A 19,215-nucleotide genomic window follows, 5' to 3' on the forward strand; every position below is an offset into this window, starting at 1 on the left:
GCACATGACGAGCACCACGACAGGCGCCGAGGACGTGCGCGAGGTCATCATCATCGGCTCCGGGCCTGCTGGTTACACGGCGGCCCTTTACACCGCCCGTGCGCAGCTCAGGCCCCTGCTGTTCGGCAGTTCCATATTCGTCGGCGGTTCGCTCACCACGACCACCGAGGTCGAGAACTTCCCCGGCTTCCCAGGCGGCATCGACGGCCCCGACCTGATGGACAACATGAGGGCGCAGGCGGAGAGGTTCGGCGCCGAGCTGGTCGACGACGACATCGTCTCCGTGGACCTGACCGATGACATCAAGCTGCTGACGGACTCCAGCGGGACCGTGCACCGCGCCAAGGCCGTGATCATCGCCACCGGCTCCGGCTACCGCAAGCTCGACCTGCCGGGCGAGCAGGAGCTGTCCGGGCGCGGTGTGTCCTGGTGCGCCACGTGCGACGGGTTCTTCTTCCGTGACCGTGACATCGTCGTGGTCGGCGGCGGTGACACCGCCATGGAGGAGGCCACTTTCCTCACCCGCTTCGCCCGCTCCGTCACCGTCGTCCACCGCCGCTCCGCCCTGCGCGCCTCCAAGGCCATGCAGAACCGGGCCTTCGCCGACGAGAAGATCTACTTCGCCTTCGACAGCGAGATCGCCGAGATCAAGGACAGCGGCGGGATGCTGGCCGGCGTCGTCCTGCGTGACGTCCACACGGGCGCGATGCGTGACCTCGACGACGTGACGGGGTTGTTCATCGCCATCGGCCACGACCCGCGCACCGAGCTGTTCGCCGGCCAGCTGGAGCTGGACGGTGAGGGCTACCTCAAGACGCAGGCACCGACGACCCGTACGAGCCTGCCGGGCGTCTTCGGCGCCGGCGACGTGGTGGACCACATCTACCGGCAGGCCATCACCGCGGCCGGCTCCGGCTGCGCCGCTGCGCTGGACGCCGAGCGGTACCTGGCGGCGCTGGCCGACGTGCCCGCACAGGAGGACCTCGCGCCCGTCGGCTGACGGCCGCCGACGGCGCGGGTGCGGCACTTCGGCGCCGGTCACAACAGCCCCGGGCCCGGGCCGTCGTGTTTGCTTCACGACGGGCCGGGCCCGGCTCACCTGCTGCGTCTTGCGGTCGGCCTGCTGTGCTCAGGCGGCAGACTCGGCCAGTGCCAGTGTCTCCGGCAGCTCCAGTCGTACGGTGCGGTCGCACAGCCGCTCCACCTGTCCCGGGTCGTGGGAGACGAGGAGGACCGTGCGGTTGCCGCGCAGGGCTGCCACCGACTCCTCGACCGTGTCCCGGCTGCGTTCGTCCAGGGCGCTGGTGGGTTCGTCCAGCAGGAGAGCCGCCGGTTCCAGGGCCAGGGCGCGGGCCAGGCACAGCCGCTGGCGCTGCCCGGTGGAGAGGGAATGGGCGGAGTCGTCCAGCCGGTTGTGGACCTCGCTCCACAACCCCGCCTCGCGCAGCGCCTGTTCCATGCGGTCACGCAGGTCCGATTGGGAGGCGCGGACCAGGTGCCGGAGGCCGAAGAGGGCGTTGTCCATGATGCTTCCGCCGAAGACCACGGGTGTCTGCGGCACCAGGACCACCGTGCTTCGCAGGCCCGCGTCGCCCTTGCCGTAGCGGATGGCCCGTCCCTGGACCTCCACCTCGCCCTCGCGCTTCAGGCCGTGCGGCAGCAGGTCGACCAGGGCGCGCAGCACCGTGGACTTGCCGGCGCCGGAGGGACCGCACAGGCCCGTGGTGGAACCGGCCGGCAGCTCGAAGCTGACCGGACCGACCAGCGTTTTGCGGCCGTCGAGAACCCGCAGGTCGCGGATCGCTATCACGTTGTCCATCGTGCTCCTTCGAAGCGGTTGCGCAGGGCCACGGCCAGGCTGAGGAGTGCCGCGGTGATGAGGACCAGCACCAGGGCGCTGCCCCATGCCTGGTTCACGGCCTCCGGGGCGCCCGAGTCCTGGGACAGGGTGAAGATGTGCGTCGGCAGCGTCTGCACCGGCGAGTCGACGATCCCGCTGGGCAGCGCGGGCGCCCCGTAGAACACCGTCGCGGTGAAGAGCAGGGGGGCCGTCTCTCCCGCCGCGCGGGCCAGACCCAGCAGCAGACCCGTGAGCGTGGCCGGCCAGGTGTAGGGGATGACCACGGAGCGGATGTACTGGGAGCGGGTCAGGCCGAGGGCCAGGGCGCTCTCGGTGAGTTCCGCCGGCATGCTCCGGATGCGGCCCGCCGTGGTCAGCGCGATGACCGGTACGACCACGGGGACCAGCACGATGGCACCGGCCAGCCAGGAGCGGTCCCAGCCCATGGCCGTGCAGAAGAGGACGTATCCGGCCAGGCCCAGGAGGATGGTGGGGGTGCCGCCGACGGCGACCGTGATGGTCTCCATCACCCGTGCCGTCTTCGCGGTGGCGTGGACCCCCATCAGGATGCCCGCTCCGTAACCCAGGGGCAGTGCGATCAGGGCAGTGGTGGCCAGGAGCAGCAGGGTGCCGAGGATCTGGTCGCTCACACCGCCGCCGGCCGCGCCGGTGGAGGAGGTGAACCAGAAGGCCGGGTTGAACCCGGAGCTGCCCCGTGTCACGAGGATGGTGAGCATCCCGATGAGGAGCGTGCCCGGCAGCAGCAGGGCTCCCAGCCTGACCAGGGTCGCGAGCCGGTCCCGTTCGGTGCGCAGCCGGGCGCTGGGCCGGCGGGTGCGCTTGACCGCCTGGCCGTGCGTTCTGCGGGTGCCCCACACCGTGACCGCGCCCACCAGGGCGAACAGGATGATGCCGAGCGCGCAGAGCGCCGCGAAGTGCGGACCGGACGTTCCCGCGAGCGTGGGCTCGGGGCCGGCCAGTTTCGTGGTCAGGGTCTGACCGGGGTGCACCAGCGAGGAGACGAAGTCGCCGAACGAGCGCGGAAGCCGCCCGTCGGCCCGGCCGATCACGAGGAACACCGCGATCGCCTCGCCGAGGGACCTGGCCAGACCGAGCAGGACGGCGTTGCGCATGCCCGACCGGGCCTGCGGCAGCACCGCGGACCGTACGACTTCACGGCGGGTCAGACCCAGCGAGTAGGCCGCTTCCCGGTAGCGGCCGGGAACGGCGGCCAGGGCGTCCACGCTGACCGCGACGATCGTCGGCATGATCATCACGGCGAGGACGATGCCGGCGGCGAGCAGGCTGTCACCGCCCGGCACATCGCCCAGCGAACTGACGAACGGCCGGATCACCATGATCCCGATGAGGCCGTAGACGATGGACGGCACGGCGGCGAGGAGTTCGACGCTCAGCCGCAGAGGACGGGACAGGTGGGGCGGAAGGTACTCCGACAGCGCGATGGCCGCCGACCAGCCGACGGGGACGGCCAGGACGAGCGCGAGGACGCAGACGACGGCCGAGCCATAGATCATGGCCAGGGCGCCGAAGTCGCCGGTCGTCGGGCTCCAGACGGATTCACCGAGCAGGGAGGCCCAGTCGACGTGACCGCCGGCGAGACCAGTGGCGAGGTATCCGATCAGCACCGCCAGGGCTAGGGCCACGGAGAACGCCCCGGTGTACACCCACCCCCAGACCCATCTCGCCCGGCCGGGCCGGCCGCCCTCGACGGGCGGCCGCGGCGCAGCGGGTGCGGGCGCCTCGGCGCGGCGCTCCAGAGTGAGGCTCACGGTCAGAGCCCCATCTGCTTGCGGGTCAGGTAGCCGTGCTTGGGCAGCAGCTTCTGGCCCTGCGGGGAGAGGACGTAGTCGATGTACTTCTTCGCCTCGCCCTTCGCCTTGCCGTTGGTGATCATGAAGAGCGGGCGAGTCATCGGGTACTTGTCGGAGGCGATGTTCTTGATGGTCGGGGCGATGCCGTCCAGCGGTACCGCCACCAGGTCGTCGTGACCGGCGATGAAGCCGGTCGACAGCGGGGCGACGGAACCCTTGGTGGACTCCAGCTTGTTACGGGTCTCCAGGTTGCCGCCGACGATGGCGTAGTTGCCGGACTGCGGGGGCGCCGGGGCGTGGCCGTTCGCACCGTAGAGGTACTTGTCGAGCGCCTCGCGGGTGCCGCGGCCGGGCTCCTTGTCGTAGACGAAGACGGCCAGGTCCGGGCCGCCGACCTGCTTCCAGTTGGTGATCTTCCCTTCGAACAGGCCCTTCACCTGCTCCTTGTCCAGGCTCTTGACGCCGCCGTCGAAGACCTGCTTGGTGATGATGACGCCGACCGCGTCCGCGCCGATCTGCGTCGGCTGGAAGTCGGTGTTCGGGAACTGCTTGCGGTCCGCGTCGGCGACGGGCTTGGAGCTCAGGGCCACGTCGATCTGGCCCTGGCCGAGCTGGGAGATGCCGCCGGCGGAACCGCCCTGCGTCGCGACCGTGATCTTCTGGCCCTTGGCCTTCAGGGCCGCGGCGGCGTCCGACGCGACCGGGGCGACGGTGGTCGAACCGCTGGCTTCCAGCGCGTTGGAGTCGGCCTTGGCGGTGCCCGCGCAGCCCGTCAGCATGGACGAGAGGAGCAGCGCGGCGGACGCGGCGACGCCGCCCTGCACGAGCTTGCGCGTGCGCGGGTGCGGGGTGTGGCGGGGTTCGGTGGAGACGACAGACATGGGTGTGCCTTTGCTGGTGATGGTGGGATGAGAGAGAGCCGAGGGCTGGTCGACCGCCCTTGCGATCAAGAGTCTGCTCAGTGGAGGACCCGTACAGAAGGGGTTCCGGGTGGCAACAACCGCACGCGGCACCCACCTGCCTCGAAGTCCGGCCGAACACTCGAAGTCCGGCCGAACAACCGTCGAGAACCGTCTGAACAACAGGCCAACAAGCTGTGAACAGGCTGGTCGGCGGGAGCGAACGGTCCGGCGGCGGACCTAGGGTGATCACATGCCCGTAGAACAGGTGACCGGTCACTCCTCGGGGCGTCTGCCTCTCATCGACGAGGATCCGACCTGCGGGCCGCCCCTGGAGGTGGACCCGCTGCCCAGGGAACGGGCCGAGGCCCTCGCCAGGAACCTGAAGTGCGTCGTCGATCCGACCCGGCTGCAGATCCTCAGCGTTCTGCTCATGGCACCCGACGGTGAGGCGTGTGTCTGCGATCTGACGCCGCTTCTGGGGCTCGCCCAGCCCACCGTCAGCTACCACATGAAGCTCCTGGTGAAGGCCGGCCTGGTGAGCCGCCGCAAGCGCGGCACGTGGGCCTGGTACGCGGTCACGCCCCAACGCAGGGCCACTCTCCACGCGTTGATCTGGGGCGGGGACGAAGTCTCGGAGGCGAACGCGGCGGAGAGCACGGCTGAGAGCGCGGCGCCGCACGCGGCGGGGAACGCGTAGAGCCCCGTGCGGGCCATGGGAATCCATGGCCCGCACAGGGCTCGGCACAAGCGCGGCGGGGTCTTCGATGCGGGTGTCAGACGGTGACCGCCGCGTGCGCGATCACCTCCGCCGTGAACGCCTTGATCAGCTGGTGGACCTTGCCGGGCTCGGAGACCAGCTCCGGCTGGAAGAGCGTGCCGATGAAGAACGGGTGCCCGGGGACCTCGGCCGCTCGCGGGGCACCCTCCGTGTCCCAGCCGCTGAACAGCACCCCGGCACGGGCGAGTTGATCGACGAAGGTCGCATTGAGGCCGTACTTGCAGTGGTAGGTCTCCGTGGTGAGCTCGGCGCCGTCGTAGACGGCCGCGAGCCGGCTGCCCGCCGTGAGCAGCAGGGGTGCCTGTTCACCCGCCAGGCAGCAGGTGAGCGGCACGATCAGCGGGGTGGACGCCTCGGGGTCGTACTGGACGTCGTCGGCGTCGGTGAGACCGACGACGGTGCGGGCGTACTCGATCAGCGCGTGCTGGAAGCCGCCGCAGGTGCCCAGGTAGGGGATGCCGTTCTCGCGGGCGTGGCGTACGGCGGCCAGGACGCCGTTCTTGTTCTCGTACGGCGAGCCGGGGACGACCCAGATGCCGTCGAACCCGTCGAACGACGCCGCGCCGGTGATCGTCTCGGTGGGCACCCACTCGGTGTCCACGTCGAGTTCGGCGCGGAAGCGGTCGAGCCGGGCGTGCGCCGGGGACTTGCCGTGGTCCCCGATCAGGGCCACGCGTGGGCGCGGGCCGGTGGCGGTGGTCATGCGGTGTGCTCCTGGGAGGGGTCGAGGGCGCGTCCGAGCCGGACGAAGCCGTGCGGGTGGAGGTGGGCGACGAGGCGGCCGTCGCGCCGGTCGGTGGTGGAGGCGCCGCCGAGGAACAGCAGCGGTCCGTCGCCGTGCGGCAGGAGGGACTCGGGGAGCACCTCCTGCGGTTCGGCCGTGATGTTGGTGACGGTCAGTACGTGAACCGAGCCGTCGCGGCTGCTGCGGACCTCCGCCGTCAGGGCCGGTCCGGCGTCCAGTTCGCGGCGGGTGGCCTCGGCGGCGAAGGCGCCGGCGAACAGGGCGCCGCCGGGCGTGGTGGTTGTTGTAGGGCTGGGGGCGAGGGTCACAGCAAGCTCCGTCCGGTCATGGCGGGGCCGGCCGGGCGGCCCAGCAGGGCGAGCACGGTGGGGGCGATGTCCGCGAGGCTGCCGCCGTCCCGGAGGGTGCCGGGCAGCAGCTGTCCGGGGGCGGGGACCACGGCTGCCGGTACCGGGTTGGTGGTGTGGCCGCCGTACGCCAGCGGTGTGCCGTCGGGGCCCGGCTTGGACATCCGCTCGGCGTTCCCGTGGTCTCCGACGAGGAGCACCCAGCGTCCGGTGGCCGCGGCGGCGGTCAGGATCCGGTCGACCTGGCCGTCGGTGTGCTCGGCGGCTCGGACGGTCGCGTCGTGGTCGCCGGTGTGGCCGACCACGTCGATGTTGGCCAGGTTGGCCACCACCAGGGCGACGTCGTCCCGGCCGGCAGCCCGGGCGACCGCGTCGGTGACGAGGGCGAGGTTCATCTCGGGCCGTGCCGTGTAGTCGGGCGCCTCGTCCGCGAGGATCCGGACGTGCTCCTCGACCTCGCGGCGGCGGTCGTCGCGCCCGTTCAGGTAGTAGGTGACGTGCTCGAACTTCTCCTGCTCGGCGATCCGCACGGACCTCAGCCCCGCTTGCTCCAGCTGGTCCGCGAGTCCGCCGGAGGCGTCGGCGCGGCCCACCAGGGCGGGGATGGCGGCGGTGGTGTCGTACTGGGTCAGGGAGAGGACGCGTACGTCGCTGTCGGCCAGGTGCAGGACCAGGTCGTCGGCGAGCTGCTGGATGCGGTCGCTGCGGAAGTTGGTGAACAGGACGGCGTCGCCGTCGCGCACGGTCGTCAGCGGTTCGCCCGCCGCGTCGGTGAGTACGGTGGGGGTCACCCAGACGTCGCCGTCGCCGGCGCCCGCCAGGACCTGCCCGTGGTCGCGGGCCCGCGCTCCCCGGCCGTCGGCGACGGCCAGGGTGACCTTGGCGGTCAGCTCCAGGTCGCCGCTCTTGTCGAGGGCGTAGCCACGGCCGGAGACAGTGGCCAGCCGGCCCACGCCGGTGTCGGCGCAGAACTCCTCGACCCGGCGCAGGTAGTGGCCGGCCGTCCGGTCGGCGACGTCCCGGCCGTCGGTGACGGCGTGCACCCAGACCTTCCGGACGCCACGGGCGGCGGCGATCGACAGCAGTTCGTGGAGATGGTCGACATGGGCGTGGATCTGCCCGTCGGAGACCAGTCCGATCAGGTGCAGGGCGCCGCCCTGGGCCGCGAGCGCGTCGAGCGTCTCGGTCAGGCGCGGGTTGCCGCGCAGGACTCCGGTGTCGATCTGGCGCTGCACGAGGACGCTGTCGTAGTCCAGCGGCCGGCCGGCCCCGATGACCATGTGGCCGATCTCGGAGTTGCCGACGGTGCCGGGCAGCAGTCCGACGTGCTCACCGGACGCCTCGACCAGGGTGGCGGGGTGCTTGGCCCGGATGCCGTCGAGGACCGGGGTGCGGGCGGCGGCCAGGGCGTTGCCGGGGCCGGGCTCGGCGTGCCCCCATCCGTCGAGGACGAGCAGGATGCCGGGGGTGCCGGGGGTGGCTTCGCTCATCGCAGGGTGTCCAGGGTCTGCCAGAAGGCCGGGAAGGACTTGGCGACGCAGCCCGGGTCCTTGATGACGACGCCGGGGGTGCGCAGGCCCATCACCGCGAACGTCATGGCGATGCGGTGGTCGTCGTAGGTGTCGATGACCGCGGCGTGCGGTGTGCCGCCGTGGATGGTCATGGCGTCGTCGTACTCGTCGACCGTGATGCCCATCTTGCGCAGTTCGGTGGTGACGGCCGCGATGCGGTCGCACTCCTTGACCCGGAGGCTGGCGATGTTGGTGATGCGGGTCGGGCCCTCGGCGAAGGCGGCCACGGCGGCGAGCGAGGGGACGACGTCCGGCATGGCCTCCATGTCGACCTCGATGCCGTGCAGGTCCCCGCCCTTGACCGTGACGGTGTCCTCGGTCACCTCGGTCCGCGCGCCCATCCGGCCGAGCACCTCGACCAGGCCGACGTCGCCCTGGTGGGAGGTGGAGCCGATGCCCGGAATGGTGACCCGGCCACCGAGGATCGCGGCGGCCGCGATGAAGTACGACAGGCCCGAGGCGTCCGGCTCGACGATCGCGTGGCCGCCCTTGAAGGACTGCCCGGCCGGCACCTTGAACCAGCGGTAGCCGTCGCGTTCGACGGTGATGCCGTGCTCGGCGAGGGTGGCCAGGGTCATCTCGACGTACGGCTTGGAGACCAGCTCGTCGACGATCTCGATCTCGGTGTCCTGCTTCGCGAGCACGGAGCTGATCAGCAGCGAGGAGGTGTACTGCGAGGAGACCGCCCCGGAGATCCTCGTCCGGCCGCCGGCGAAGTTGCCCCCGGTGACACGGATCGGCGGGGAGCCGTTGCCGCGCACCGCGACCGCGTCGACGCCGAGGGCGGGCAGCGCGGCGAGCAGGTCGCCGAACGGCCGCTCCTGCATGCGGGTGTTGCCGGTGATGGTGGTGGTGCCCTCGGCGAGACCCGCCATGGAGATCAGGAACCGCAGGGGCGTGCCGGCGCCGCCGACGAAAATGTCCTCCTGCGGGGCCGTCATCGGCTTGCCGGTCGGGGTGAAGGTGATGCGGTGCGCGTCGTGGTCGATGTCGGCGCGGACATGACCGAAGGACTCGACGGCCCGGCTGAAGTAGACGGTGTCGTCGGAGACGAGGGCGCCGTCGATCACGCCCTCCTTGCCGGACAGGGCCGCGATGGCGATCTGCCGGTTCGTGTAGCTCTTGGAGCCGAGGACCTTCACGTCGTGGTCGATGCCGGCCAGCGTCTCGACGGTGAGCTCGCCGGCATTCAGGCGGGGGTCGTTGTTGCCGCTCATGAGGTGGATCTCCTCGCGAAGTGTGTGATCTGCGTCACGCGGGAACGGGGCCCGAGCCGGACGGGGCGTCGGGAAGCTGGGGGGTGGCGACGATGCGCCAGTGGGCCAGTGGAGGGCTCGAATTCAGTGCGCGCAGGCAGATTTCCCATGCGGCGGAAATCGCTGCGGAAGGGCTGCGTGTGCGGTGAAAGAAAGTCAGTTCGATGCGACCGGGCACGGCTTGAGCGTGGACATGCTCAAGGTCGTCGCTGGGCTTTGCAGACGCCCACACGATGTCGGTGACCGCGGCGGCCTCCAGTCTTCTGTGTGTGGCGGCGTCGGTCGCGACGAGGGTGGCGGTGGCCATGAGCATGGGCCCTCCCGGCCGGGCGGCGAGTCCTGGTACGGACCACACGTGCTGGTCGGCTTCGGCCTGGGTGACCTCGCCGTACAACCCGGTGTGACGGCATTTGGGGCCGCAGCCGTGCCCCCCGGCGGGCGAGAAGCCCAGGGCGATGGCGGCGGCCCTGTTGGCCAGGCGCAGGAGGCTGCGCGCAGCGGACATGGCTGTCCTCCGTGTGGTGGGTGGATGGGTTCCCTTGAGAAAAGGGGGTGGGTAGGGGGTGACTGGGGGCGGAATCCGTGGTGGTGGATTCCCGAACACCCTGTGATCACCAGTCTGGTGAGTCCGCCCGTACGGCGGAAGGGATATCCGCTGGCATGAACCGCGCACGGCAACCACCTGCCTGGGAGCGGCAATTTCCGGCCGCCCGGCGGTCCGCGCGAGGGGCGTGATCAAGCCTGCCCACACTGTGAGCGAGCCTTGTCGCAGAGTCACTGACCTGCAAAGATCGGCGCTCGCCAATGGGATGCCGAGCGTGTCTCGGCCATTGAGACGCTGACCGGGGGGTTCGCTGTGCTGGCGAGTTTGGGGCTCAACGCGGACGCGGAGGCTGTCTATCGGCTGATGCTCACACACCAGGACTGGGGGGTCACCGAGATCGCGTGCCACCTGTCCCGATCCGAGACGGAGGTACGCGAGGCGCTTGACCAGCTGGCCGAGCTCAACCTCCTGCGGCGCTCACTCCGGGCCCCGGGCGGGGTCCGACCGGTCAGCCCCAACCTGGGCTTCCAGCTTCTGCTCCAGCGCCAGCAGGCGGAGCTGCTCGCCCAGCAGCAGCAGTTCGCGGAGTCCCAGGCCGCCATCAGCAAACTGCTCGACGAGTACTCCGAGTTGCGCACCGGTGAGCGACACGGCGTGGAGTACCTCAAGGGCATCGACGCGATCCAGGCCCGCTTGGAGGAGCTGGCGCACCGCAGCACGAGCGAGTGCCTGTCCTTCATGCCGGGCGGTGCGCAGTCCGCGGCGAGCCTGGAGGCGAGCCGGCCCCTCGACGCGGACCTGATGCGGCGCGGCGTGCGCATGCTGACCGTCTACCTGGACAGCGTCCGCAACGACCCGGCCACGGTCGAATACGCGTACTGGCTGCACGACAACGGCGGCGAGGTGCGCACCGTGCCCGCTCTGCCGTTGCGCATGGTCCTCTTCGACCGCGAGGTCGCCCTGCTGCCGATCGACCCGGACAACACCAAGAAGGGTGCCGTGCAGTTGACCGGCCCTGGTGTGATGTCCGCTCTGGCGGCCCTGTTCGAGCAGGTCTGGGAGTGCGCGGCGCCGATCGGCAGCTCCCGCGACCGGGACGAGGCCGGCCTGACCGCGCAGGAGCGGGAGGTGCTGCGCCAGCTCACCTCGGGCGCCACCGACGAGATCGCGGCGAAGAAGCTCGGCATCGGACTGCGCACGGAGCGCCGGATCGTCTCCGAACTGATGGGCCGCCTGGGGGCACGCAGCCGGTTCGAGGCGGGGGTGCTCGCGGCCAGGGCAGGCTGGACCGACTGACCACCGTTCCACGGCGAAGGGCCGGCCCCCGGACCCCGCCAACGCGGCCGGTCCGGTGCGCGTGGGCGCACCGGACCGGCTCGTCGGGGCTGTGGAGTTGTGGCTCGGGCGGCAAGGGTCAGCCGCAGCAGCCGCCTTCGGGCTGCAGGGGCTTGATCGGCTCGTAGGCGGTGCCGCCCATCAGCTTCGCCTTCAGGCGGCCGATCGCGGTCGCCGGCTCCTCCTCGGCGCTCGCGCCCAGAGCCTCACGCCGCGCCTGCCCGAAGGCGGCGTGCAACTCCGCGACCGTCGGACGCAGTTCGGTGTCGGTCACCAGGACGACGGAACGGATCTGCCGTGGCCCGAAGCCGCGCAGCCGCTTGGCCTCGTCGACACCCGGACCGGCCTCGATGGACGTGATCCCCTCGGCGTAGGCCTCGCGCAGCGGCCGGTCGAGCACGATCTCGAAGTACACGCCGCTGCGCTCACCCAGGGCCTCGTAGTCGAACCCGGCCCACTTCACGAAGAGCCGCTTGCCCTGCTTGACGGTCACCGCGACCCCGGCCAGCAGGTCGTCCTTGTGCACGAGGTACGCGCGGACATCCGCACCGCCCTCGACCAGCGCGGTGAGAAGGGCGCCGATGTGCGCCTCGTCCTCGCCGCCGCCGTACTTCTGCCGGTTCTGCTTGATGAGTTCGGAGATACGGCCGATCAGCGGGCGCAGTTCCTCGCGGTCCTTGCGCTCGATGCGGGTCCCGGAGTTCGCCGCGCGATCCCTGTCCTCCTTGACCCGGCGCCGCTTGCGGGCGGGCAGCGAGGCCAGGTAGGCCTCGTAGCTGTCGTGCTGGAGTTCGAGGACGTTGTTCTGGCCGTGGAAGGCGATGTCACCTCCGTACGCCTGCAGCGCGAGGGCGAGCACGTCGCTGTACGCGTTTTCGTGCAGCCACGGCGCGGTGATCGAGCGGATGCCGGCCTCGACGGCGGCCGGGACGATCCGGTCGACGAGGTCGGCGACGAGCAGCGGGTCCTCGACGGACGCGGCCGCCTCGGAGCGGTAGCCGAGCGGCGAACCCAGCAGGAGGGAGGGGAAGAAGACGTCGGTGCCGAGCGCCTCGACCGTGTCGTTGGTGGAGTCGCAGCACGAGGTGGCCGAGCAGCAGGCGACGGCGCCGGACTTCGGCTGCCAGCCCAGGTAGGTACGGGGGTCGGCGTCCACGATCGGGGCGGCGTCGAAGACGTACCCCGGCAGGAAGGCGAGGTCTCCCTCGCCGCGGTCGGCGATCGTGTGCCAGGGCTTGGCGCCCTCCAGGCTGTCCGCGGTGGCCTTGAGCCAGTGCGCCTGCACGTAGGGACTGGGTTCGGTGGCCTGCGGGATCCCGCCGAGCGCCGCCACTGCCTCGTCCAGGGAGAGGCCGGTGCGGACCTCGGCCGGGGCGGCCTGCTCCTCCTGCGTCCCGCAGCAGCCGCTCTCGACGGCCGGCTCGGGGTTCGCGGTGCCGCAGCAGCTGGACTCGGCCGCCGGCGCCGTTTCCTCAGCCTTGGTGCCGCAGCAGGAGGATGCGGAGGCTTCCACGGGCCGGGGCTCGTCCGACTTGCTGCCGCAGCAGGCGGCGGCCGGTTCTTCGGTGCTTCCCTTGACCGGTTCGACCGGCCCGGCGGCCGAGCAGCATCCGGTGGAGGTGGTCTCGACGACCGGGAGGGCCGCGACGGGCGCCTCTTCGGCCGTGCTGCAGCAGGCGGCGGTGGTCATGGGGTGCTCTCCTTGTGGGTCAGCGGGGGTTCAGCGGCTGGTGCTCGGGGTGTCGTGTGCGGGAACGGCGGAGGGAGTCTCAGTCCCAGCCGGCGCCGGTGGTGGAGGGGGCGGCGGTGGCCGAGTCCCAGCCGGCGCCGTCGGTGGAGGAGGTGGCGACGGGCGAGTCCCAGCCGGCACCCGTGGTGGAGTCGGCGGCCACGGTGTCCCAGCCGGCGCCGTCGGACGGGGCGGTGGCGGTGGCCGAGCCGGAACCGGTGCCGTCGGTGGTCAGCGGAGCCACGTCCCAGCCGGCGCCGGCGAGCGAGGGACGGATGTCCGCGCCGAGGGCCGAGCCCGTGCCGAGTCCGATCACGGTGACCAGCGCGGCGGTGGCAAGACGCATCGAGGTACGCGAAAAAGACATGACTCTCCCCTGGCGATGACTGTGGTTCTTTGTGAACCGGCGGCCTCGGTGGCCTCCTCCGGTGGTCCCGGTGGCTTGTCGCCCTCCCGGTGTTCATGAGTCTGTCCGAGGTCACCCAGGGTGTGGAAGAGATCACGGGTGGCAGGAAATGCCTCCGGCACCCACCTGCCTGGGTGGCCGAAGGGCCGGTTCAGTCCGCGGCAACGCGCAGCGTGAACCGGCCCTTCGGCCGCGGGCGTTGGTCAGACGGCGACAGGCTGTCCGGCCGGGTCGAGCGCCTGGCAGAGCACGCTCATGCTCTCGGGCACGATCCGGTAGTAGGTCTGCCGGCCGCGCCGTTCACGGTCCAGGAAGCCCGCCTCGTAGAGCACCTTCAGGTGGTGCGTGACGGTCGGCTGGGCCAGGCCCAGCGGTTCGGTCAGATCGCAGGTGCATGCTTCGCCGCCGGGCTGGGTGCGGATGAGCCCGAGCAGACGGAGGCGGGTGGCGTCCGCGACCACCTTCAGGGCGGTGGCGAGGTCGTCGGCGGCCTCGGGAGTGAGGGGACCGGCGAGCACGGGGGAGCAGCACAGCTCCGAGATCGGCGTAGGCATATCTGATTCAACGACGTCCATCTATGAATTGTTCCACCAAACTCATTGACAGTCATCTATGAGTCGGGCAGTCTCTAATCCATCGACAGCCGTCTATGAATTGCTGGAGCCCTCCGTGATGGACAACGTCCTCGACGTCCTGTGGCGCACTGCCCAGGACGTCGGCAACTCCCTCTCCGCCAACTGGCCGTTCCTGCTGATCAGCGTGATCGTGGCCTCGGCCCTCCCGGTGTACGTGGGTGCCGACCGCCTCTCGTCGTGGATGCGCCGCAGGACCGTGGTCGCCGTCGTCGGCGCGATCATCCTGGCGACGTTCACGCCCTTCTGCTCCTGCGGCACGACGGCCGTCGTCCTCGGAGCCCTCGCGTCCAGCGTGCCGTGGACTCCCGTGGTGAGCTTCATGGTCTCCTCGCCGCTGACCAGCCCTGAGGAGTACGTCTATTCGACCGGCCTGTTCGGCTTCAACTTCGCCACCACCTTCTTCGTGGCCGCGATCGTGATCGGCCTCCTGGCGGGCGTCATCACCTGGCTCGTCGAGAAGACCGGCTGGCTGAAGGGCCAGGCGCGGCTCACGGCCAACCAGGCGGAGGAGAAGCAGTCCGAGAGCTGCTGCGGCGGCGACGAGACCGAGGGCCCCGTCGGCGGCGTCTCGGTGGGCGGTGTCACCGACGGCGGCGTCCCGTCCGGCGGCGGTCTGGCCCGTACGGCCCTCCTGACCCGCCCGGTCACTTCCGCACCCGCGCCGTCCCCCGCTCCGGTCGGCATCGTCGAACGCTGGAAGCTCGACGAGTTCGGCAAGGAGCTGATGACCACCAGCAAGCGCCTCGCCCTGTACTTCCTCGGCTTCGCCACCCTCGGATTCCTGGTCATCAACGCGATCCCGACCCACTACCTCACGAGCCTGCTGGGTGAGGGCAACGTCTTCGCGGTGCCGATCGCGGCACTGATCGGCATCCCCGTCTACCTGAACTCGGACGGCTCGCTCCCCCTGGTCGCCACCCTGATGCAGGGCGGCATGGGCCCCGGCCCGGCCCTCGCCTTCCTGATGACCGGTGCGGGCACCAGCGTCGGCGCCATCAGCGGCATGCTCCTCATCGCCCGCTGGCGCGTGGTCGCCCTCGTCGTCGGCATCCTCTTCGGCGGCGCGGTCGTCCTCGGCTACATCGCCCCCCTCTGGCTCTGACGCCGCGAGGCGCCTGACAGGCAACGCAACGCACAGACGGCAACGGCCCGCTCCCCGCAAGGGGGCGGGCCGCAGTCGCGCCCGGAGATCACTCGCAGCCGGACGTCCGGACCCTCGTCCGCATGCCGTCGAGCGGCCCCATCAGGTACTCGATGCGCTCCGGACGGACGTAGTAGTAGACCTCGGTCGCGCGCCGCTCCGAGGCAAGGATGCCAGCCTCCCTCAGCTTGCGCAGATGGTGGCTGATGGTCGGGCCCGTGAGGTCGAACTCCGCCGCGATCTCCCCCATGCAGACCTCGCCCGCAGGGCAGCAGGCCACAATGCTGGCGATCCGCAGCCGCACCGGATCCGCCAGCGCCTTGAACACGGCGGACAACTCCTCGGCCTGGTCGGGCGTGATGGGCGCGGAACAGCAGGATCCGGGCGGGCGGGATCCGGGCGGGGCGACGTCCGTGGTCAAGGGCTCGATCATGGCGCCCAATGTGACCGATGGCCGTGCGTTCCGTCCAGAGGCGGCGTGGCCGAGCACGTCGGTTCGCCACGTGAGTGCCGGGCGCAGGTGTCACCGCATAGACGCGTCGTGAGTTCCATCGCGGGGGCCACGAACCGTTGGTGAACAGGCTCCAGTACGCGCTCGGTCGGGCGATGTCAGTGGTGCTCCGTAGCCTGGTGAGGCAGGTACCACAGGGAGGGAAGCCCATGAGTGCCAGTTCTTACAGGAGCCAGCTGGACCGCAAAATGAGCGATCGGGCTGCGGCCGAGAAGAAGGTCGGCGAGTTCCGGACGAAGGAGGCCGATCGACGCGGCAAGGCCACCAGGGAGCGGTTGGCCGCGGACAAGACGAGCACGCCCAGCACCAAGGCGAGCAGACTGCGCTCAGCGCAGAGGTACGAGGACGAGGCCAACAAGGCAAGTCGTGACGCTGGCACTTGGAGCACCAAGGTCGGCAAGCTCAGCGAGGAGATCTCCGACCTGTCGGCGAAGCTGGCCAAGGCCGAGGCGGCGGAGCGAACGGCTGCCGAGAAGGCCCGCCAGCGCGCGTGGCAGCAGACCGAACGCCGTGCCGCGGCCGAACAGCGGAAGATCGAGAGCCGCCTGTCGGCGACAGAGGGGCAGGTGCACACGGTGCTGAGGAAACTGCGGGCCCCCAAGCCGGAAATGCTCCGGGTGCTTCTCCTGGGCGCCGCTTCCGACGGAAGCCTGCGCATCGGCCGTGAGCAGGAGCGGATCCGTACGATCGTGCAGCGGGCGACTCACCGGGATCTGGTCGAGCTGGAAGCCCACCCGGCTGCGACAGCGGACACCCTCCTCGACGCCCTTCCCCGGTTCCGTCCTCACATCGTCCACTTCTCCGGACACAGCGGGGAGGACCTGCTGGAGTTCGAGCAGGACGTCGACGGCTTCCACGACAGCGCCCTCGTCAGCGCCGGCGCCTTCGCCCGGGCCATCGCAGCCGTGGACGAGAAGCCGCTGCTCGTCATACTCAACTCCTGCCACTCCGCCGCGCAGGCGGAGGGTCTCGTCGAAATCGTCCCCTTCGCGATCGGCATGGCCGACTCCATCGGCGACATCGACGCCATCACGTACGCGGCACGGTTCTACGCCGCCATTGCCGAAGGACAGTCCGTCCAGGGCGCGCATCTGCTCGGCCGGGCGGCGGTCGAGATGAACGGGCTGCCGGATCACGAAGTACCCGTCCTCACCTGCACCCCGGACGTCGACGCCGGTGCGACGCAGTTGGTGACGCCGCCTCCGGCCTCGGAGACCGCGTAACTATCAGGAATGATGGTGCGCGACACGGATGCCCGGAGACTGGTGTGACTGGGCGCGTTGATTGGCCAGATGAGCCTGAGCTGATGGATCCTTGCGAGTAGTGAAGCGCCGTGCGACTTCGGCTGGCCAAGGTATACGGAAGTCAGGAGAGGATCTCCCCGTACTGAGCCAGCAGCGCCCGCAGCTGAAGCGCTTTGCCGTCGCTGAGGCCCTGGAGACGGTTCTTGTTGTTGCGCTTCCACCTGGCGAGCGCCTTCTCCTGCTCGTCGCCGAGAGTCAGGCTCGGCCGTATATGCCCCTGCGCCGACCCGAAATCCGCCAGCTGCTGGAGCATCGATGCCCACTGGTCTCCGCGTTGGTTCCAGGTCCATCCCGGCAACGCCTCGAGTTCGGCCTCCTGAGCGGCCGACAGCACACCGCGGCGGGTACGCCAGGAGTTCAACCACATGCCGACGGGGCAGCCTTTCCACTCATCGCGCTGTTTGATCTGCGAGACAGAGCGGCCGGTGGCGGCGCAGAACTGCCGGATCATTGCGACCTTCGTGTCGTGTGCGTCCTGGTAGGGGTCCCAGGACCAACCAGGCACCCTTTCCAAGGCCTCAAGCTGATCGCCAGGCAAGTCTTCTCCGCGGGCGATCAACTCTGCACGCCGTTCACGGAGATTGTTCGCCCAGACGGTCGCATCGCGGCGGGAGAGCACTTGCTCACGCTCGCTCAGGTTCGTCAGTTCGGCCCACCGCAGATAGCGGTCGTAGCCGGCCCAGAAGCCAGCCTCGTGCGCGGTCTGGGCCGACCAGCTGGCGATCGTCGCGATGCGCTCGGCCCGGTCACTTCGAAGGCGGTCGGTGCGCTGCAGATCCCGCTGCTTGCGACACCAACGCCCCAGACTCCGCCCAGCTACGCGGACCTCGTCCGAGGGGTAGCAGTCGCCGACGTCGGCCGCGTAGTCAACCAGGCCCTCAAACATGGAGTCCCACGCATCGTTCTGCGCCGAGTACTCCAGCCTTCGTGCTGCCTGCTCACCAAGGCGCGTGCGGATCCACATGCGGGCCGTCTCTTCCGCCTGCGGCGCGTTCAGGGCACGGTAGTGCTCGGCCATGGCCGGGGTCAGCAGGCCCAATATCGCCAGGTGGTCGAGGATGTCGGCTGCGGCGGCCTCCGGCTCGGCGAGAAATCCGACCTGCACGTCGAAGGTCGGGTCGAGGAGGTCGAGCGGTGCCTCCCTGATACGCACCACGGTCCAGCCGGCGTCGCGCAGCCGCCGGGACTTCGCGATGTCCGTAGCGCGCGACTTCTCGGTCCCATGGAAGTAGGACCCGTCGAACTCGAGAACCAGGCGGAGTCCTTCGGTATCTATCAGCATGTCAACCCGCTCGACCTGTCCGGTATGAACGGCATCACGGTCGACGTCGATCGGAAGGACGGTACTGAGTTCGGCCTTCAACCGCAGTTCCTGCGCCGATGTCTGGCGCAGGCGGCAGGTCGGGCAGCCGGTGCCGTAGCGCTTACGGAACCCTCCCGTACGGTTGTTCACCACGGCCTTCCACGGCTCGTGCTCGTCAGGGAAGTCCGGGCAGTTCCACCACACTCTCCGGTTGGCCCCGACAGTCAGCTCGTCCGCTGCGATGCCGGACCGATCGACGTTCAGCGTCGCGGCCAACTCCGGTTTCACCGTCGACAATCTGTTCGCATCCGTGATCGGGAATGCCCCCACCGCAACTTCCTTCCCCCAGGGTCGTCGAGGCCACCGTAGGTGCTACCCCTCGACACTCGGGCTGGGATAGTCGGGGCGCACTGGTCCATCCCGCTCAGTTGCCGTACGTGACGAGCAGGATGAAGCCGACGCCGAAAACCGCGAACAACAGCAGGCAGCCGAGCATCTGCCGACCCTGCGCCTCCGCTCGCGCGGCCTCATACCGCGCGATGCCTCGGGCCACTCCTCGCGCGATCTTCTCGTCGTCGTCCACGTCCGCCCCTGTATTGTCCGGCCGTATGTTGTGGCACCAAATTCAACCGGCAGTCGCTCGCGGGGTGCAAGCGTGATCACGCTGCAGGCCGTCCGGCCGGATGGTCACGAGGCGGCTGATTCGGAGCTGTGCTCAACTGGCCAAGTCAGCCGCTCACTGGCCCACTGAAGCGTTCAGTCACAACAGGAAGCCGTCGCGGTCACCCCAACTCATTGACGAGCATCTATGTGTTGCGTCATACTCCACTCATAGATGCTCATCTATGAGTGGAGGCGAGTCATGTCATCTCTCCGTACCTCGTTCCGCCGGCTCCTCAGCACGCGCCGGTCGGCGTACGTGGCCGGCGTTCAGTTCTGCGACGGCTGCGCGGGGGTGACCGACCGCGTCACCCGAGCGGCGGCCCACCACAGCAGCCAGAAGGTCAAGCTGACCTCCCGCACCATCCACATCTGA

At 70.0% G+C, this 19,215-nt stretch carries 20 protein-coding genes; 6 read left to right on the top strand and 14 right to left on the bottom strand.

Annotation, left to right across the window (positions count from 1 at the left end; genetic code table 11):
* Positions 1-4 precede the first annotated feature (4 nt).
* A complete protein-coding gene (trxB, locus tag DBP14_RS20105) occupies positions 5-1,000 on the top strand; it encodes a thioredoxin-disulfide reductase (RefSeq protein ID WP_129308547.1) in 996 nt (331 codons plus the stop codon).
* Between the two features lie 129 nt (positions 1,001-1,129).
* Here the strand turns inward: trxB and DBP14_RS20110 are convergent, their stop codons facing one another.
* From DBP14_RS20110 to DBP14_RS20120, 3 genes are read right to left on the bottom strand one after another with little or no spacing between them, the layout of a single operon-like run.
* A complete protein-coding gene (locus DBP14_RS20110; protein WP_164992367.1) occupies positions 1,130-1,819 on the bottom strand; it encodes an ATP-binding cassette domain-containing protein in 690 nt (229 codons plus the stop codon).
* Positions 1,807-3,630, bottom strand: coding sequence for a phosphate ABC transporter permease subunit PstC (gene pstC, locus DBP14_RS20115; protein WP_241740982.1), 1,824 nt, complete (start codon positions 3,628-3,630; stop codon positions 1,807-1,809). The genes DBP14_RS20110 and pstC overlap by 13 nt, the downstream gene beginning before the upstream one ends.
* Positions 3,631-3,632: 2 nt before the next feature.
* Complete coding sequence (locus DBP14_RS20120; RefSeq protein WP_129308548.1) at positions 3,633-4,553, bottom strand: phosphate ABC transporter substrate-binding protein; 921 nt, start codon at positions 4,551-4,553, stop codon at positions 3,633-3,635.
* A 271-nt stretch (positions 4,554-4,824) separates the two neighbouring features.
* Between DBP14_RS20120 and DBP14_RS20125 the strand changes: the two genes are divergently transcribed.
* The gene (locus DBP14_RS20125; protein WP_206739309.1) at positions 4,825-5,271 is read left to right on the top strand and encodes a metalloregulator ArsR/SmtB family transcription factor; all 447 of its coding nucleotides are present in this window, start codon (positions 4,825-4,827) and stop codon (positions 5,269-5,271) included.
* Between the two features lie 76 nt (positions 5,272-5,347).
* Here the strand turns inward: DBP14_RS20125 and DBP14_RS20130 are convergent, their stop codons facing one another.
* From DBP14_RS20130 to DBP14_RS20150, 5 genes are read right to left on the bottom strand one after another with little or no spacing between them, the layout of a single operon-like run.
* The gene (locus tag DBP14_RS20130) at positions 5,348-6,055 is read right to left on the bottom strand and encodes a hypothetical protein (protein ID WP_129308549.1); all 708 of its coding nucleotides are present in this window, start codon (positions 6,053-6,055) and stop codon (positions 5,348-5,350) included.
* The gene (locus DBP14_RS20135) at positions 6,052-6,405 is read right to left on the bottom strand and encodes a hypothetical protein (RefSeq protein ID WP_129308550.1); all 354 of its coding nucleotides are present in this window, start codon (positions 6,403-6,405) and stop codon (positions 6,052-6,054) included. Before DBP14_RS20135 ends, DBP14_RS20130 begins: the two co-directional genes overlap by 4 nt.
* A complete protein-coding gene (gpmI, locus tag DBP14_RS20140; protein WP_129308551.1) occupies positions 6,402-7,934 on the bottom strand; it encodes a 2,3-bisphosphoglycerate-independent phosphoglycerate mutase in 1,533 nt (510 codons plus the stop codon). Before gpmI ends, DBP14_RS20135 begins: the two co-directional genes overlap by 4 nt.
* Entirely contained in the window at positions 7,931-9,232 is a 1,302-nt protein-coding gene (gene aroA / locus DBP14_RS20145; RefSeq protein ID WP_129308552.1) for a 3-phosphoshikimate 1-carboxyvinyltransferase, read from the bottom strand. The genes gpmI and aroA overlap by 4 nt, the downstream gene beginning before the upstream one ends.
* 34 nt (positions 9,233-9,266) lie before the next feature.
* Complete coding sequence (locus DBP14_RS20150) at positions 9,267-9,776, bottom strand: hypothetical protein (protein ID WP_129308553.1); 510 nt, start codon at positions 9,774-9,776, stop codon at positions 9,267-9,269.
* A 402-nt stretch (positions 9,777-10,178) separates the two neighbouring features.
* Here DBP14_RS20150 and DBP14_RS20155 point away from each other — a divergent pair, with 402 nt between their 5' ends.
* On the top strand, positions 10,179-11,111 hold the full coding sequence (locus DBP14_RS20155) for a helix-turn-helix transcriptional regulator (protein ID WP_129308554.1): 933 nt from the start codon (positions 10,179-10,181) through the stop codon (positions 11,109-11,111).
* A 118-nt stretch (positions 11,112-11,229) separates the two neighbouring features.
* On the opposite strand, the gene DBP14_RS20160 is transcribed toward DBP14_RS20155, so the two are convergent.
* The 3 genes from DBP14_RS20160 to DBP14_RS20170 all read right to left on the bottom strand — a co-directional run bounded on the left by DBP14_RS20160 (position 11,230) and on the right by DBP14_RS20170 (position 13,839).
* Positions 11,230-12,840, bottom strand: a complete 1,611-nt coding sequence (locus DBP14_RS20160) for a GNAT family N-acetyltransferase (RefSeq protein WP_129308555.1) — start codon at positions 12,838-12,840, stop codon at positions 11,230-11,232.
* A 79-nt stretch (positions 12,841-12,919) separates the two neighbouring features.
* Complete coding sequence (locus DBP14_RS20165; protein WP_129308556.1) at positions 12,920-13,225, bottom strand: hypothetical protein; 306 nt, start codon at positions 13,223-13,225, stop codon at positions 12,920-12,922.
* 263 nt (positions 13,226-13,488) lie between these two features.
* Entirely contained in the window at positions 13,489-13,839 is a 351-nt protein-coding gene (locus DBP14_RS20170) for a metalloregulator ArsR/SmtB family transcription factor (protein ID WP_129308557.1), read from the bottom strand.
* Positions 13,840-13,957: 118 nt separating this feature from the next.
* Here DBP14_RS20170 and DBP14_RS20175 point away from each other — a divergent pair, with 118 nt between their 5' ends.
* The gene (locus DBP14_RS20175; RefSeq protein ID WP_241741263.1) at positions 13,958-15,022 is read left to right on the top strand and encodes a permease; all 1,065 of its coding nucleotides are present in this window, start codon (positions 13,958-13,960) and stop codon (positions 15,020-15,022) included.
* Between the two features lie 88 nt (positions 15,023-15,110).
* Here the strand turns inward: DBP14_RS20175 and DBP14_RS20180 are convergent, their stop codons facing one another.
* Positions 15,111-15,494, bottom strand: a complete 384-nt coding sequence (locus DBP14_RS20180) for a metalloregulator ArsR/SmtB family transcription factor (RefSeq protein WP_129308559.1) — start codon at positions 15,492-15,494, stop codon at positions 15,111-15,113.
* Between the two features lie 227 nt (positions 15,495-15,721).
* Between DBP14_RS20180 and DBP14_RS20185 the strand changes: the two genes are divergently transcribed.
* A complete protein-coding gene (locus DBP14_RS20185; protein WP_129308560.1) occupies positions 15,722-16,795 on the top strand; it encodes a hypothetical protein in 1,074 nt (357 codons plus the stop codon).
* A gap of 142 nt (positions 16,796-16,937) precedes the next feature.
* Here the strand turns inward: DBP14_RS20185 and DBP14_RS20190 are convergent, their stop codons facing one another.
* Both DBP14_RS20190 and DBP14_RS36130 read right to left on the bottom strand, forming a co-directional pair.
* Positions 16,938-18,509 (bottom strand): Helicase associated domain protein, encoded by a 1,572-nt coding sequence (locus tag DBP14_RS20190; protein ID WP_129308561.1) that lies wholly within the window; start codon positions 18,507-18,509, stop codon positions 16,938-16,940.
* 94 nt (positions 18,510-18,603) lie between these two features.
* A complete protein-coding gene (locus DBP14_RS36130; RefSeq protein WP_164992368.1) occupies positions 18,604-18,762 on the bottom strand; it encodes a hypothetical protein in 159 nt (52 codons plus the stop codon).
* A 279-nt stretch (positions 18,763-19,041) separates the two neighbouring features.
* On the opposite strand from DBP14_RS36130, the gene DBP14_RS36135 reads away from it, so the two are divergent.
* Positions 19,042-19,215, top strand: coding sequence for a hypothetical protein (locus DBP14_RS36135; RefSeq protein ID WP_164992369.1), 174 nt, complete (start codon positions 19,042-19,044; stop codon positions 19,213-19,215).

It is taken from the genome of Streptomyces sp. L2, assembly GCF_004124325.1.
In the GTDB taxonomy this organism is placed as follows: domain Bacteria; phylum Actinomycetota; class Actinomycetes; order Streptomycetales; family Streptomycetaceae; genus Streptomyces.

Bases quoted from the DNA above. Each gene is read 5' to 3' on its own strand.
- DBP14_RS36135 (WP_164992369.1), top strand. From the start codon at position 19,042: ATGTCATCTCTCCGTACCTCGTTCCGCCGGCTCCTCAGCACGCGCCGG.
- DBP14_RS20110 (WP_164992367.1), bottom strand. From the start codon at position 1,819: ATGGACAACGTGATAGCGATCCGCGACCTGCGGGTTCTCGACGGCCGC.
- DBP14_RS20150 (WP_129308553.1), bottom strand. From the start codon at position 9,776: ATGTCCGCTGCGCGCAGCCTCCTGCGCCTGGCCAACAGGGCCGCCGCC.
- DBP14_RS20125 (WP_206739309.1), top strand. From the start codon at position 4,825: ATGCCCGTAGAACAGGTGACCGGTCACTCCTCGGGGCGTCTGCCTCTC.
- DBP14_RS20120 (WP_129308548.1), bottom strand. From the start codon at position 4,553: ATGTCTGTCGTCTCCACCGAACCCCGCCACACCCCGCACCCGCGCACG.
- DBP14_RS20185 (WP_129308560.1), top strand. From the start codon at position 15,722: ATGAGTGCCAGTTCTTACAGGAGCCAGCTGGACCGCAAAATGAGCGAT.
- DBP14_RS20180 (WP_129308559.1), bottom strand. From the start codon at position 15,494: ATGATCGAGCCCTTGACCACGGACGTCGCCCCGCCCGGATCCCGCCCG.
- DBP14_RS20165 (WP_129308556.1), bottom strand. From the start codon at position 13,225: ATGCGTCTTGCCACCGCCGCGCTGGTCACCGTGATCGGACTCGGCACG.
- aroA (WP_129308552.1), bottom strand. From the start codon at position 9,232: ATGAGCGGCAACAACGACCCCCGCCTGAATGCCGGCGAGCTCACCGTC.
- gpmI (WP_129308551.1), bottom strand. From the start codon at position 7,934: ATGAGCGAAGCCACCCCCGGCACCCCCGGCATCCTGCTCGTCCTCGAC.
- DBP14_RS20130 (WP_129308549.1), bottom strand. From the start codon at position 6,055: ATGACCACCGCCACCGGCCCGCGCCCACGCGTGGCCCTGATCGGGGAC.
- DBP14_RS20170 (WP_129308557.1), bottom strand. From the start codon at position 13,839: ATGCCTACGCCGATCTCGGAGCTGTGCTGCTCCCCCGTGCTCGCCGGT.
- DBP14_RS20160 (WP_129308555.1), bottom strand. From the start codon at position 12,840: ATGACCACCGCCGCCTGCTGCAGCACGGCCGAAGAGGCGCCCGTCGCG.
- trxB (WP_129308547.1), top strand. From the start codon at position 5: ATGACGAGCACCACGACAGGCGCCGAGGACGTGCGCGAGGTCATCATC.
- DBP14_RS20155 (WP_129308554.1), top strand. From the start codon at position 10,179: ATGCTCACACACCAGGACTGGGGGGTCACCGAGATCGCGTGCCACCTG.
- DBP14_RS20175 (WP_241741263.1), top strand. From the start codon at position 13,958: ATGGACAACGTCCTCGACGTCCTGTGGCGCACTGCCCAGGACGTCGGC.